Here is a 13,623-nt window from a genome sequence, read left to right on the forward strand (position 1 = left end):
GGGCTTTTCGGACATCTCGGACGCGCCGCGGGCGCGACGGGCCCGGGGCGAACCGCCGCCGGATCCTATCCGCGCGGGCCGCAAGCCCCCTGGTAGATCTCCATGAGGCGGCCGGCCAGGGCCGCGGGCGAGTAGTCCCGCTCCCACGCCGACGCCGCCTCGGACGCGAAGGCGGCGGCCTCCTCCGGCGACCACGAGGCGACCGCCTCGACGGCGTCCGCCCACGCGCGCGGCTCGGCGGCGGGCACGACCAGCCGGTCGCGGTGGCTCGCCGGGAGCGTCTCGGGAAGGCCGCCGCGGTCGGAGACCAGGGGCACCGCACCCATCCGCTGCGCCTCGATGCTCACCCGCCCGAACGGCTCGTCCCACTGCGACGGCACCACCACCGTGCGCGCGTCCGCGACCACCTCGGCGAGGCGATCGTGGGCCACCTGGCCGAGCACGCGCACGTGCGGCAGCTCGCGCGCGTCGCGCTCGACCTGGTCCGCGAGGGGACCGGTGCCGACCACCGCGAAGGACCGATGCGGCAGCGCCCGCGCCGCCTCGAGCAGCAGCGGCAGGCCCTTCTCCTGCGACAGCCGTCCCACGTACACCGCGTCGTAGGCGCGATCCCGCCACGGCACGGCGTCGGGCTCGGGCAGGTCGACCGCGTTCGGCACCACGTGGGCCGGCACGTCGGCACCGAGCGCTCCCGCGAGCGAGCCGCGCATGAAGTCGCTCACGAAGAGGTGCGCCGCGGGCGGGTGGCTCCGCATGGCGCGGGCGTCGCGGGACACCTGCACGGTCGCCCCGAGCGACGCCCCGAGGGAGCCCCGGTAGCAGCGGTGGACGATGCCGGGAAGCCGCGTCCTCAGATCGCCGCACCGGGTGCACGGGCCGCCGTCGCGCCGCAGGTCGCCCCCGACGCACGCGAGCCGGTAGTTCCGGAAGGTGCGCACCCACGGGATGCCGCGGGACGCGACCGCCTCGATCGCGCCGGCCCCGAGCTGGGGGAACAGGTTCTCCGCGTGGACGACGTCCGGGCGGAACCGGTCGAGACGGTCCGCCAGGTCGGTGAGGAGCGCGGGATCTCCGAGCACGCTGCGCGCGCGGTCGGCGAGCCCGCCGTCCCGCAGGCCCGCGTTGTCGACGCGGAGCACCTCGACGTCGGCGCCCGCGGCGGACAGCGCGGCGACCTCGGTCTCGACCGAGAAACGCTCGCCGCCGGCCTCCAGGTAGTCGTTGAACGCGACCAGGACCCTCATCGACGCACCGTCTCGCCGCCGTAGGCGCCGCCGATGGTCTCGACCATCCGGTCCACCGTGAACCGCGGCTCGACCGGCGGGTGCAGGTCGATCGCGCGCAGGAGGGCGGCGGCGAGCCGCTCCGCGAGCGTCCCGTCGCCCTCGGGGTCGACCGTGACGGCCGCGGGCCCGGCCATGAACGGCACGCCGCCCAGCGGCAGGCATACCGTGGGCACGCCGAGCTCGGCGGCCTCGGCCGCCGCCCACGGCGCCGAGTCGTGCAGGCTCGGCAGGGCGAGCGCGCCCGACCGGGCCATCAGCGCCAGCGCCTCGGGCCGGCTCAGGCGCCCGTGGAACACGACGGGGCACGCGGCGTCCTGGGCGAGCTCGCGGTGCTCGGGGGTGTCCGTGTCGGGGCCCGCGACGTGGACGGTCACGTCCGCCGGGAGGTGGCGGGCGGCGGCGAGCACCGCCCGCAGCCCCTTCCACGCCACGCCGCGCCCCAGGAAGGCGACCGTGCGGTCCCGCTCGGGGACACGGTAGGCGGCCACCGCATCGTCCAGGACCGCGTTCGACGTGACGTCGACCGTCGCGTACCCGAGGCGGCGCAGCACCCGCTCCGTGTCCGCGTTGAGCGCGAGCGCGCGGTCGACGCGGGCCGCGAGCGGGCCGATGAACAGCCGCCGTGACGCGCTGGTGGCCAGCCGGCGGGCCGTGAGCCCGACCGCGCGCGCACCGGTCACCTCCCGTGCGAGCGCCGCGCTAGGATACGACGCGCCGCCGATCGGCCCGAGCACCCAGCGCTCGCCGGGTCGCTTGCGCAGGAACGTGAGCGGGTTGAGGAACCAGTCGGACGCGTAGGTCGCGTGGTGGAGGACGTCGAACGCACGGTCGCGACGCTCCCGGGCCGTCCATCGCGCGGCGCGCACGCACCACGCGGCGTACTGCACGTGCAGGGGCAGGCGCCGCTCGAGCTCGAAGGGACGCAGCGCGACCACCGCCTCCACCCCGAGACGGGCGCGCAGCTCCTCGTCGGCCGCGGGCGACTCGAGCCCGCGGGTCACGACGGTGGCGGTCGACACCCTCCCGGCGACCTCCGCGAGCGCCGCACCGGCGCCGGGCTCCGAGCCCTGGCGGTCATCGCAGGTGTAGGCGTACACGACGCTGCGGATCCGGCGGTCGTCCCCGGTCATGGCGCCGTCCCTCCTCGACGGGGCCGGCGTGGTGCCGGGGCTGGCGCCGCGACCGGTGCCGGCGTCGGCGCGGCCTCCGTCGGCGCCTCCTCGTCGGGGGCGGCGTGCGGCTCGACGGACGCCGGGCCGATGCGCCACCGCGACAGGCCCTCGGGGCGCAGGCTCCACGTCGCAGGGGGCTCGTCGCCCAGGCCGCTCGGGCCGGGCAGGTGCTCCGGCCTCAGCAGCGCGAGCGAGGCACCCACCACGAACGTCTGGTATCCGAACGGCGACTCGAGGATCACTCCCGCGACCGCGGCGAGGGTGAGGCCCGTCATGAGTCCCAGCCCGAGCGCGACCGGCGCGGACGGCCGACGCGCGTTCCGGATCCCGAGCACGAAGAGGGTCACGAGCACCCCGAGGAGCACCGCGGTCCCGACCACGCCGACATACGCGAGCCAGGTGACGACGAAGCTGTGGGCCGCGCGGACGCTGGGATCTCCCGAGAGATGCGCGATCGCGCCGCTGTCGATGACCGGGCTGCTGCCGAAGCCGCTGCCGAACAGCCAGCGGGTCGTAGTGAGCTGGGCATGCTCAATGAGCAGCCCCCACGCCTCGAGCCGCGCATCCCAGGTGTTGAGGGCCGAGGCGTAGGCGTCGCTGTCGTTCGGGATGAGCCGGTTGAGAGCCGCCGCCCACGTCGGCGGGGACGCCAGGATCGCGGCGATGGACGCGATCAGCGGGACCACACCGATCAGCGCGACCCCGATCGCCAGCGGCGCGTACGGCGAGCCCTTCAGCGGTCGGATCACCGCGACGACGACGACGAGCAGCACCACCGCGGAGATGAGGCCCGCGCGGCTGCCCGCGAGCGCGAGCGCGGTGACGCTGGCGCCGATCATGGCGACCCGGAGCCACGGGCGCGCCCGCCGGTCGAGGGCGAACGCCGCGATCGCCGCGCCGCACAGCAGCATGTCGAAGTCGTTGCGCAGCGAGAAGACGGGGATCCCGACGAAGGGCATCGCGATGGTGGGCAGCACCCCCGCGAGCGCGCCGAGCAGCCACGTGGTGTGGACGGCGAGCGCCCGCCGGACCCAGAGGAAGGCCCGCGGGGCGCCGAGCTTCCTGACCGCCCATGCGCCCGCGGGCACCAGGCCCAGGTAGAGGATCGGGACCAGGTCGCGGATGACCAGCTCCGGCGCGTCGAGCGTGCCGCGGGCGAGGCCCATCACGCAGACCGCCAGCACCGCCACCAGGAGCATGGGCACGTGCGCCCGTGCGCGGCGCTCGCCTCTGCCGCGGCGGATGAGGGACTCGAGCACGGCGGCGGCGATCCCGCCCACCACCAGCAGGTCCGACAGGTACACGAGACCGTTGGCCGGGGAGATGTAGCTGCCCCACCGGCCGAACGCGACCGGGACCAGGAGCCCCAGCACGATGAGCATCGCCGGCCAGTCCGCGCGGGCCGCTCGGGCCGCACCGGACCCGGCACGGGCATCGTCCCCCGCGGGCTCGGTCCACCCGCGCGCCCAGCGGGACTGCGCGCGCTCGCGCAGGCGCGGGGGCAGCTGCCCCGGCGCCGTCGCGGTCCGCTCCATCATCGCTGCGTCGCCCCCCCATCGCGACTCTCCCTGCGTCTGGCCATCATCTCCCCGACCACGCGCATCGCGCCAGCAAGAGCCGCGCCGGCGGGCATCGCGTACACGCCGATCGGCACGGCGAGCGCGAGCACCGTCACGAGGCCGAGGCCCTCCGACAGCGCGGTGAGGGTCACCGCGCGTCCGTAGCGCTTCGCCGCGAGGTTCACGGCGTTGTACGGCTGCGCGACCGCACCCACCGTCGCGGCCGCGCCCCGCGCGACGGCGAGCGGCACCCGGATCGCGCGGTCGGCGAGGGTCGCGATGATCGGGGTGACGACCACGAGGGCCGCGGAGAACGCGAGCCCGCAGGCGAGCACCACCAGGTTCTGTCGCGCGACGTGGCGGTACGCGGCGCGCACCTGGCCGGAGCCGAGCATCCGCACCGCGGTCGGGATGAAGAACGCGGACATCCCCGCGCCCAGCACCAGCACCGGCTGGGAGGCGATGCGTGCCGCCTCCAGCGCGACCACCGCCGAGGATCCCAGCACGCCGGCGATGATCAGGGTTCTCAGGTAGTTCGCTCCGTGCGCGATCAGCGCGGGCGCGCTGGCGACCGCGGACTCGCGCCAGTCGCTCGGCGCGCGCTCGGGCACGCGCGGCACCGACCGGTGAAGCACCATGCCGGTGGTCGCGCTCGCGAGGTTCCCCAGCGCGAGGATCGAGAACGGGAGAGCCGCCAGCACCTCCGGCGCGACGTCGCCCGCCGAGGTCGCGACCTCGGCCGCGACGATCCCCACCAGCACCACGGCGAGGTTCACCGTGGAGACCACCGCCGCATAGCCGTGATGCAGGGACGCGTGCAGCGCGCCGCGCACGTGATCCTGGAACGTGGACACGGCCGTCCATGCCGCCGCCGACCCGCAGATCACGATGAAGACCCCGGTGCTCAGCCCTCCCCGGAGCGGCAGACCCGCGACGAAGGCGCCGACCGCGGCGAGCCCGAGCAGCGGAGCGGCCTGGCGGAGGTCGTTGCGATAGCGGGGCCGGTAGATGTCGCTGAGGCGGTTGACGTGGAGCCGCTGGAGGGTGAACACCGCGAGCTGGGGCACGATCATGAGCACCACCCCGGCCGCGAAGACGAGCGCGTAGAGCGCGAGCTCGCCCTCGCCCAGCACGCGCAGCGCGAGGATGCCCGTGGCGAAGGTCGCGAGGGACGCCTGGCCCGCATCGGCGAGCGACCAGATCGCGCCGTTGACGCGTCTCACCGCGGCCCCGGCAGGTCCGTCGTCCGCGCCCGCGGACGGCGCGCGGGGCGCAGCGGACCGCGGCGACATGGCGAACCCGCCCGTGCGTCGTGCGTCACGAGCCCCCCTCCGCTGCCAGCCCCGGCTCCTCGTCCGGCAGTGCCCTCGCCCCCAAAAGTAGGGCACCCCCGGCGCGTGTCAAGGGTGGGGCACCCGTGGGCGCCGTGAGGCCTCAGTACGCGCCCCGGCCCGCGAGCACGGCCCACGCCGTACGCAGCACGATGATCGCGTCCAACCCCAGCGTCCAGTTCTGGGTGTAGTGCAGGTCCAGCCGCACCGTCTCCTCCCAGCTGAGGTCGGAGCGACCGCTCACCTGCCACAGGCCGGTGATCCCGGGCTTGACCAGCTGCCGTCGCGCCACCTCCTGGTCCCAGAGCTCGGTCTCCCGCGGCAGGGGAGGCCGCGGTCCGACGATCGACATGTCGCCCTTGAGCACGTTGAAGAGCTGGGGGAGCTCGTCCAGCGAGAAGCGCCGCAGCACCCGGCCGACGCGGGTGACCCGCGGGTCCTCCCGCATCTTGAAGTGGACGCCGTTGCCCTCGTTCTCCGCGATGATCGCGGCGAGGCGCTCCTCGGCATCGAGGTACATGGTGCGGAACTTCAGCATCTCGAAGGGCTGATGCGCGAGGCCGACGCGGCTCTGACGGAACAGCACGGGGCCGGGGCTCGACAGCCTGACGGCGGTGGCGATCGCGAGCATCGGCACCGCGAGCACCAGCAGGATCGCGGCGGCGCCCACCCGGTCCGCCACGGCCTTCAGCACCCGCGACGGACCGGTGAACGTCGGAGGGTCGACGTGGATGAGCGGCAGTCCCGCGACCTGGCTGACCGCCACCCGCGGGAGCGCGATGTCGGCCACCGTCGGAGCGACGATGAGCCCGACGCCCGAATCCTCGAGCTCGTACTCGAGGCGACGGGCCTCCTTCAGGGAGACCTCCTCGGTGCCGACGAGCACGATGTACTCCGCTCCCACCTGGTCGGCCGCGGCGGGCGCGTCGGCGATCGCGCCCAGCACCGGGATCTCCGAGAGGTCCGCCGCGAGCGCGGCGTCGCCGGCGCCGTGCACGCACACGCCCGCGACCTCGTAGCTGTGCTCCCGCGCGGTGCGGGCGAGGCGACGGATCATCTGCTCGACGGTGCGCTGCGGGCCCACGATCACCACGCGCTGTCGCAGCCGACCGAGCGCGCGCTGCTCACGGAACCAGGTCCTCCACGCGCGGCGGTACCCGAACAGCACCAGCGTGCCGACGGGCAGGGCGAAGAGGAGGTAGCCGCGGCTGATCTGCCACTGCGTGAGGAAGCCGACGATCGCGACGATCGCGAAGGTGCGCCAGCCGGCGGTGCCGACGCGCTGGTACTCCTCCGGCCCCTGGCCCAGGATGCGCGGGTCGCGCGACCGCGTCCACCCCAGCTGGAGCACCCAGAGGACCGACACCATCAACGTCACCCACCAGTAGGCGGGACCGGAGGGGCCGACCAGCGCGACGAACGGGTCCCAGCCGAAGCGGACGCCGTGCGCCGCGACCATGATGAGGGCGACGACGAAGACGTCGGTGAAGGTGATGCGCCGCTGGATCGCGCGCGCCCAGGACTGCGTGCCCGCTCCCGCGGGCGCGATGTCCAGAAGCGCCATGACGTGTTCCCCTCAGCGTCCAGCGTGAGACCAGGCGGATGAGCACGGCGCCCCGCCATCGCGGGGCGCCGTGCTCATCGACCTAGACCCTGGTGCCCGTCGAGGTGCGGCGGGCCGAGATCACCACCGTCGCCGCGCCCGCGACCAGCAGTGCGCCCGCACCGAGCGCCATCGGCAGGCTGTCGAAGCCGGTCTCCGACAGCGTCGGCACCACCGTGGTGGTGGTCGTCACCTTCTTGGTCTCGACGACGACCTCCTCGGTCTCATCGTCGACGTCGACGACCTCGTCGTCGACCGGATCGTTCGGGATGACGCCGGACTGCGGTGCCGGAGGCGCCGGATAGACAGGAGCCGCGAAGGCCGCTGTCGGCGCTAGGACGATGGCTCCCGCGAGAACCCCGATTGCGATCTTTCGACCCCACATGGTTACTCTCCCCCACTCCACGTCGCACACCCTCCGTTTGTCATGCGATCGCGTTCTCGACTCTAGCCCTCTATGTCCGATTTGTCTCTCTTTTTCTCTATGTGCCGCCCACTGCGCACGAATCCGCCGCTGGCGGCGAGCAAGGGACAAAGGTCCTGAGTCGATGCCGAATCGGGCGGGACGTGCGGGGAGAGCGCTCCCAGTCGCGCCACGCGCATCGGCGGATCAGCACCCGTCCTGCAGCGCCACCTTCGCGAATCCCGCGGTCTGATAGGCGAACTGATAGGCCCAGTACCACGGCGCGAGGGTCTCGCCCGAGTCGACGTAGGCGATGTCGCCGTCCCAGCAGCGCTCCATGATCACGCGGGTGCGGGTGAGGTGGGGCCGGATCGTGATGACCGCGACGGACTCCCATCCATACGACTCGACCAGCTCCCGCATCCACCTGGCCTCGCCGCGGGTGGTGAACGGCTCGGGCTGGGAGCACAACACCTCGAAGCCCCACGCGTCGGGGGCGTCGCACAGCTCGGCCGCCCGCTCCATCGCCTCGCGCTTCTCCGCATCGTCCTCGACGAGCGAGACGACCAGCGTGTCCGCCAGCCCGTCGGCGATCATCTGCTCGGCGAGCTCCATCCGGGTGTCCGTCGGCGGCCCGATGACGTAGACCGCGTCGACGGCGCGGGGCTCGTCGCTCGCCGGGAACGCGTACAGGGGGAGGCACGCGATCAGCGCCAGTGCGGCGACCACCGCACCAGCGATCACGATCCTCATCCCCCGACCCACGCGCGGCACCCTAGCCGACGAGTGTTACGAATCGGAGCGCAGCGCCTCGCCGACCGCCTCGCCCACCTTCCGGGCGGCCGCGACCGTGTAGTGGACGCCGTCGTCGGTCGCGCCGGGCGCCCACGCGGCACCCTCGCGGATCGCCGCGGCCGCGTCGACCCACTCCCAGCCCTGCTCGCCCGCCAGGGCCCGCAGGCTCCGGTTGTAGGCGGTCGTGTCGAGCCCGTAGTCGTCGGCGATCGGCGGGATCGACAGCAGCAGCACGCGCGGCGCGGCCACCACCCCGGCGATGGACACCAGCGCGGAGGCCGTCTCCTCGAACGGCAGCCCCCACGCCAGGTCGTTCGTGCCGAGCGCGAGGATCAGCACGTCCGCCTCGACGGGCGTCACCCGCTCGAGCTGGTGGAGCGACGTCGCGCCCGGGACGGCCGTGCCGCCGGCGAGCAGCGCATCGTCCCCGAGGGCCCAGAACAGGTATGACCCCTCCCCCAGCCCCTCCTGCGTGAACACCGACGAGTCGCCGAAGGACAGCGAGTCGCCCACCACCGCCACGCGCAGGGGGGACGATGCGGCGGACGGGCCGGGCGTGGCGCCTCCGGGATCGGCGGGGGCGCAGGCGACCAGCATCGCCGCGAGCGCGCCCGCGGCCGCCATGGTCCTCATGCCCACGCGAGGTCCCGGACCCGCACGTCGGCGCCCGTCCGCGCGGACTCGATCATCGCGAGCGACAGCGCGTGATCCCACAGCCCCTGCGCGAGCGGGTACGGCTCGGGCGCCTCGCCGCGGACCCACCGGCCCATGTCCTCGAGGATCTGGGCGACGGCGAGGTCGTCCTCCGACATCCGCGAGTCATGCCAGGCGTTGCGGTAGACCACCTCGCCGTCGAACGCGGTGTGCCACAGCGCGTTGCCCTCGAGGTTGAGGTCCACCCCGGTGCGACGATGCTCGAGGTGCCCGGGGACGGGGCCGTCGGCCGTGAGGCGCAGCACCGAGTCGTCGGAGATCTCGCCGCGCTCGCCGCGGATGACGACCCGACGGTGCAGGTACGGGTTCCACCACTGGTTGTCGACGAAGTCGTACAGCCCGGACCGGCCGTCCCCGAAGTCGAGGGTGGCGAGCATGGTCGCGCGCGGCTGCGGCTGGTCGCCGCCGACCCAGCCGTCGGGGGTCAGCGGGTCGACCATGGGCGCGGTGAAGGTGCGGGCGTTGACGGTCGCCTCGGTGACGGCCGCCGGGTCGCCGGAGCCGAGGTACGTCCGGATGAGCGAGACCGCGTGATAGAGGTGCGTGGAGCTGAGCTGCACGTGGTGCGGCGTGCCGATCGCGCCCCGCCGGAGCAGGGCGATGCGGGCGGCGTGGCCGGGCATGCGCGTGTACTGCTCGGCGACCTGGACGATCCCGGCGCCGCCCACGGCGCGCCACAGCGCGGCGAGGCCGGCGGCGTCGGGCGCGGGCGGGGTCTCGGCGAGGACGGGGATCCGCGCGCCGACGATGCTCTCGATCATGCCCGGGCTGACGTCCCACGGCACGGCGACCACCACGAACTCGGGGCGGCGCTCGAGGGCCTCCTCCAGACTGTCGGCGGCCAGGGCGTCATCGAGGTGCGCGGTGAAGGGCGCGGCGTCGCGGCGGGCCTCGACCAGCGCCTCGGCCGCTCGGGCGGCGGTGCGGCCGACGATCGCGACCGGCTCGAGGCGCTCCGGGGCCATGGCGGCGAGCCGCAGCATGAACCGCGTGCGCCAGCCGGTGCCCACGATCGCGAATCGCACGGGTGCGGTCATGGGTTCATCCTCGCAAAGGAGTCCTGATTGTCCCGGGAGGCGCGTATTGCGCGTTTCGGGAGGACTGAGTGTCCCGACGGGCGGTGGGGGGAGCGAGAGCGGGGTGGGTGCGGAGCCGGTCAGGAGGCCGCGCGGCGGCGTTCCATGATGAGCTCCGCCAGGTGGCGGCCCTGGACGTCGGCGAGATCGTCGGCCTGGGTGCGGCAGCTGACGCCGTCGGCGAGGTAGATCGACCCCTCGGGCGCCTCCCGGAGCGCGGGGAGCAGGGAGTTCTCCGCGACCTTCACGCTGGTCTCGTAGTGCCCCTTCTCCGTGCCCCAGTTGCCGGCGAGGCCGCAGCACCCGCTCGTCTCGGTCACGGTCGCGCCGGCGCGGGCCAGCAGCTCCCGGTCCGCGGCGTAGCCCATCACCGAGTACTGGTGGCAGTGAGGCTGGACGACGGCGGTGACGTCGGACAGGTCCGGCATCCGCCAGCCCTCGCGCGGCTTGACGGGCGAGCGCCCGGTCAGCACCTCGGCGAGCGTGTAGGTGCCGCGCGCGACGGCGGCGGCGCGCGGGTCCTCCGGCAGCAGGTCCACCAGGTCGCCGCGCAGCACCGCCATGCAGCTGGGCTCGACCCCCACGATCGGCACGCCGTTGACCGCCCACGGCCCCAGCACCCCGAGCAGGTGCTCAAGGTGGTGCTTGGCGCCGTCGAGCTGGCCCGTCGAGATCCAGGTGACGCCGCAGCAGGCGTCCCCCGCGACCACGACCACGTCGAGGCCGGCGTCCTCGAGCACCTCGACCACCGCGGTCGGGATCTGCGGGTCGATGCCGTCCGTGAAGGAGTCGGCCCACAGCACCACGCGGGTGTTCCTCGGCACGGCGCGGGCCGCGTCGCCGCGGCGTTCCCTCGCGAACTCCGTCGCGCGGAACGGCTTCGCGAACCGCGGCAGCGTGCGGCGCGTGTCCATGCCCGCGATCGACACCGCGATCCGCTGGATCCACGCGGGCCTCAGCACCGCGTTCACCACGGAGGGCACCAGCCCGATCACCTTGAGCCAGCGCGGCAGCCAGCCGATCGAGTAGTGCGTCGCGGGGCGCAGGCGGCCCTTGTACGTGCGGTGCAGCACCTCGGACTTGTAGGCCGCCATGTCGACGCCGCTCGGGCAGTCCGCGGAGCAGGCCTTGCAGCTCAGGCACAGGTCGAGGCTCTCGCGGACCTCGGGGGCCGTCAGCCCGCCGATCAGCGTGCCGTTGATCGCGTCCTGGAGCACACGGGCACGACCACGGGTCACGTCCTTCTCATCCCCCGTCGCCTGATAGCTGGGGCACATGAAGCCCGACCCAGACCCGATCGCGTCCGCGCGGCACTTGCCCACGCCCGTGCAGCGGTGGACGGCCTCGGCCATGTCGCCATGGTCGTGCGGGAACGTGAAGCCCTCGCCCGGGGTGCGCGGCGCGGCGGGGCGCCGCAGGTGCGCGTCGAGCGGATCGGGGTCCACCATCACGCCGGGATTGAGCACGTTCTCGGGGTCGAACAGGTGCTTGACCTGGCGGAACAGGTCGATCGCCTCGCCCGAGTACATCGCGGGCAGCAGCTCCGAGCGGGCGCGCCCGTCCCCGTGCTCGCCCGACAGCGATCCGCCATGGGACGCGACCAGCGCGGCGGCGTCCGTCATGAACGCCCGCAGCGGCTCGCCCGACTCCTGCATCGGGATGCCGAGCCGGACGTGGATGCAGCCGTCGCCGAAGTGCCCGAAGGGCTGCCCGACCACGCCGTGGCGCTCCATGAGCGCGTCGAAGTCCCTGAGGTACGCCCCCAGCCGCTCCGGCGGGACGGCGGCGTCCTCCCAGCCGGGCCACGCCTCGTCGTTGTCCGGGGTGCGGCCCGACAGGCCGGCGCCGTCCGCGCGGATCGCCCACAGGCGGGCGGCCTCCCGCGGGTCGGCCACCTCGCGCCAGGCGGACGTGCCCGCGTCGGCCGCGAGCGCCGCGAGGGCGGCGCGCGCCTCCTCCTCGGTCTCGCCGCCCACCTCGACGAACAGCCAGCCGGCCCCCTCGGGCAGGTCGGGCACCGGCCCGGTCGCGCCCGCGACGCGGGCGACCAGGCGGGCGTCGAGGCCCTCGACGGCCTGCGGCCGGTGGGGAAGGATCCCGACCACCGCATCGGCCGCCGCCGGCATGTCCGCGTAGCCGAAGGCCGCGGTGAGGCGCGCGGGCGGCACGTCCACCAGCCGCACCGTCGCCTCGAGGATGGTGGCGAGCGTGCCCTCGGAGCCCACCAGGAAGCGCGCGAGGTCGCCGCCGAGCTCCGGCAGCAGGTGCTCGAGCGAGTAGCCGCTGACCTGACGCGAGAAGCGGCCGAACTCCTGCCGGATCAGCGCGAGGTTCGCCGCCACCAGCTCCTCGAGCCCGGGCACGGCGCCCACGCCGCGCGCACCCGCCGTGAAGCGGCGGCCGATCCCGTCGACCGCCTCGAGCGAGACCACGTTGTCCGCCGTGCGCCCGAACGCGACCGCATGCGGCCCGCAGGCGTTGTTGCCGATCATCCCGCCGAGCGTCGCGCGGGTCGAGGTCGACGGGTCGGGACCGAAGCGGAGACCCGCGCCGGCGACCCGCTTCTGCAGGTCCGACAGGATCACGCCGGGCTGGACGCGCGCGGTCTTGGCCTCGAGGTCGACGTCGAGGATCCGGTTCATGTGGCGGCTGAGGTCGAGCACCACGCCCGGGCCGATCGCGTTGCCCGCCACCGACGTGCCTCCGCCGCGCATGGTCGTGGCGACCCCGGCGGCGCGGGCGGTCTCGAGCGCGGCGAGCAGGTCGTCGGCGTCCCGCGGGTACGCGACCACGGCGGGGACGATGCGGTAGTTGGAGGCGTCCGTCGAGTACTCGGCGCGCCGGCGCGGGGAGGCGTCGACCTCCCCGTCGATGGCGCGATCCAGCGCGGCCGCGAGCTCGGTGGAGGCGGTGGAGGGGGCCGTCGTCGTCACGCGCGTCATTCTTCCACCCCCGGCCCGGCCGGCCGCCAGGGACGGAGGGCCCGGGGCGCCTCCGGTTGCAGGTCGTGCTCGGCAGTCGCACATTAGTAGGGGTTGAGGGAGGAAGGGGGGCCTCCATGGTCTCGCGTGCCCCGATGATCGTCGGCCTCACCGGCGCGGTCCTGCTCCTGGGAGGCGGCGCCGTCGCCGCCGTCCTGCCGGAACCGCGCAGCCCGGGCGACCTCGACAGCATCAACGTCAACGCGTCGTGCGGCTCCGACATGCACCTCGACATCGGCTGGGGCTGGGAGCCCGCGGCGGACATCCCGATCATCGTGACGGTCACCACGTCCGAGGGCGAGGTGATCCAGCTGGTCGACGACGACCTGAGCGACCTGCGCGGCTTCCATCCCGTGATCCCCGCGGACCAGCTGCCGGACACCAGCTACTCGTACACGGTGGACTTCAGCTACGGGGACATCGTGGTGACGGACGCCTTCACCGGTGAGGTGCGATGCGGCTCCGAGCCCATCCCGTCCGGCACCCCGACCACGGAGCCGACCGACCCGCCCCCGCCGCCCGAGCCCGACCCGGTGCCGCCGGACCCGGAGCCGATCACCCCCGAGGTCGAGCCGGTGACGCCGGAGACCACCGATCCCGACCCGGACGAGACCACGGACCCGGAGGTGGGCGTCGAGGACGAGACCACGGAGGCGCCGGCCGCCGACGCCGTGGTCTCCGACGCGGGCTACACGGGCTGATC

At 74.3% G+C, this 13,623-nt stretch carries 11 protein-coding genes; 1 reads left to right on the forward strand and 10 read right to left on the reverse strand.

Going from position 1 to position 13,623, the window contains the following annotated elements; translation table 11 throughout:
* Window positions 1-65: 65 nt before the first annotated feature.
* From QQX10_RS08605 to QQX10_RS08650, 10 genes are all read right to left on the reverse strand, one after another.
* Complete coding sequence (locus QQX10_RS08605) at window positions 66-1,244, reverse strand: glycosyltransferase (protein ID WP_301118667.1); 1,179 nt, start codon at window positions 1,242-1,244, stop codon at window positions 66-68.
* Window positions 1,241-2,416: a glycosyltransferase gene (locus QQX10_RS08610; protein ID WP_301118666.1), complete on the reverse strand. Its 1,176-nt coding sequence runs from the start codon at window positions 2,414-2,416 to the stop codon at window positions 1,241-1,243. Before QQX10_RS08610 ends, QQX10_RS08605 begins: the two co-directional genes overlap by 4 nt.
* Window positions 2,413-3,996, reverse strand: coding sequence for an O-antigen ligase family protein (locus tag QQX10_RS08615; protein WP_301118665.1), 1,584 nt, complete (start codon window positions 3,994-3,996; stop codon window positions 2,413-2,415). The genes QQX10_RS08610 and QQX10_RS08615 overlap by 4 nt, the downstream gene beginning before the upstream one ends.
* A complete protein-coding gene (locus QQX10_RS08620) occupies window positions 3,993-5,240 on the reverse strand; it encodes an MATE family efflux transporter (protein WP_301118664.1) in 1,248 nt (415 codons plus the stop codon). The genes QQX10_RS08615 and QQX10_RS08620 overlap by 4 nt, the downstream gene beginning before the upstream one ends.
* A gap of 211 nt (window positions 5,241-5,451) precedes the next feature.
* Window positions 5,452-6,912: a sugar transferase gene (locus QQX10_RS08625; protein ID WP_301118663.1), complete on the reverse strand. Its 1,461-nt coding sequence runs from the start codon at window positions 6,910-6,912 to the stop codon at window positions 5,452-5,454.
* Window positions 6,913-6,994: 82 nt separating this feature from the next.
* Complete coding sequence (locus QQX10_RS08630) at window positions 6,995-7,336, reverse strand: hypothetical protein (RefSeq protein ID WP_301118662.1); 342 nt, start codon at window positions 7,334-7,336, stop codon at window positions 6,995-6,997.
* 225 nt (window positions 7,337-7,561) lie between these two features.
* Window positions 7,562-8,107 carry a YdcF family protein gene (locus QQX10_RS08635; protein WP_301118661.1) on the reverse strand — a complete coding sequence of 182 codons (546 nt, stop codon included), beginning with the start codon at window positions 8,105-8,107 and terminating at the stop codon, window positions 7,562-7,564.
* A gap of 36 nt (window positions 8,108-8,143) precedes the next feature.
* Complete coding sequence (locus QQX10_RS08640; RefSeq protein ID WP_301118919.1) at window positions 8,144-8,782, reverse strand: SGNH/GDSL hydrolase family protein; 639 nt, start codon at window positions 8,780-8,782, stop codon at window positions 8,144-8,146.
* Window positions 8,779-9,900, reverse strand: a complete 1,122-nt coding sequence (locus tag QQX10_RS08645; RefSeq protein WP_301118660.1) for a Gfo/Idh/MocA family protein — start codon at window positions 9,898-9,900, stop codon at window positions 8,779-8,781. The genes QQX10_RS08640 and QQX10_RS08645 overlap by 4 nt, the downstream gene beginning before the upstream one ends.
* 119 nt (window positions 9,901-10,019) lie before the next feature.
* A complete protein-coding gene (locus tag QQX10_RS08650; protein WP_301118659.1) occupies window positions 10,020-12,881 on the reverse strand; it encodes an FAD-binding and (Fe-S)-binding domain-containing protein in 2,862 nt (953 codons plus the stop codon).
* Window positions 12,882-12,997: 116 nt separating this feature from the next.
* Here QQX10_RS08650 and QQX10_RS08655 point away from each other — a divergent pair, with 116 nt between their 5' ends.
* On the forward strand, window positions 12,998-13,621 hold the full coding sequence (locus tag QQX10_RS08655; RefSeq protein ID WP_301118658.1) for a hypothetical protein: 624 nt from the start codon (window positions 12,998-13,000) through the stop codon (window positions 13,619-13,621).
* Window positions 13,622-13,623: the final 2 nt, after the last annotated feature.

Origin of the sequence: Demequina lignilytica (assembly GCF_030418305.1) — a bacterium.
Classification (GTDB): Bacteria; Actinomycetota; Actinomycetes; order Actinomycetales; family Demequinaceae; genus Demequina; species Demequina lignilytica.

Bases quoted from the DNA above. Each gene is read 5' to 3' on its own strand.
- QQX10_RS08645 (WP_301118660.1), bottom strand. From the start codon at position 9,900: ATGACCGCACCCGTGCGATTCGCGATCGTGGGCACCGGCTGGCGCACG.
- QQX10_RS08640 (WP_301118919.1), bottom strand. From the start codon at position 8,782: ATGAGGACCATGGCGGCCGCGGGCGCGCTCGCGGCGATGCTGGTCGCC.
- QQX10_RS08615 (WP_301118665.1), bottom strand. From the start codon at position 3,996: ATGATGGAGCGGACCGCGACGGCGCCGGGGCAGCTGCCCCCGCGCCTG.
- QQX10_RS08605 (WP_301118667.1), bottom strand. From the start codon at position 1,244: ATGAGGGTCCTGGTCGCGTTCAACGACTACCTGGAGGCCGGCGGCGAG.
- QQX10_RS08650 (WP_301118659.1), bottom strand. From the start codon at position 12,881: ATGACGCGCGTGACGACGACGGCCCCCTCCACCGCCTCCACCGAGCTC.
- QQX10_RS08625 (WP_301118663.1), bottom strand. From the start codon at position 6,912: ATGGCGCTTCTGGACATCGCGCCCGCGGGAGCGGGCACGCAGTCCTGG.
- QQX10_RS08610 (WP_301118666.1), bottom strand. From the start codon at position 2,416: ATGACCGGGGACGACCGCCGGATCCGCAGCGTCGTGTACGCCTACACC.
- QQX10_RS08630 (WP_301118662.1), bottom strand. From the start codon at position 7,336: ATGTGGGGTCGAAAGATCGCAATCGGGGTTCTCGCGGGAGCCATCGTC.
- QQX10_RS08655 (WP_301118658.1), top strand. From the start codon at position 12,998: ATGGTCTCGCGTGCCCCGATGATCGTCGGCCTCACCGGCGCGGTCCTG.
- QQX10_RS08635 (WP_301118661.1), bottom strand. From the start codon at position 8,107: ATGAGGATCGTGATCGCTGGTGCGGTGGTCGCCGCACTGGCGCTGATC.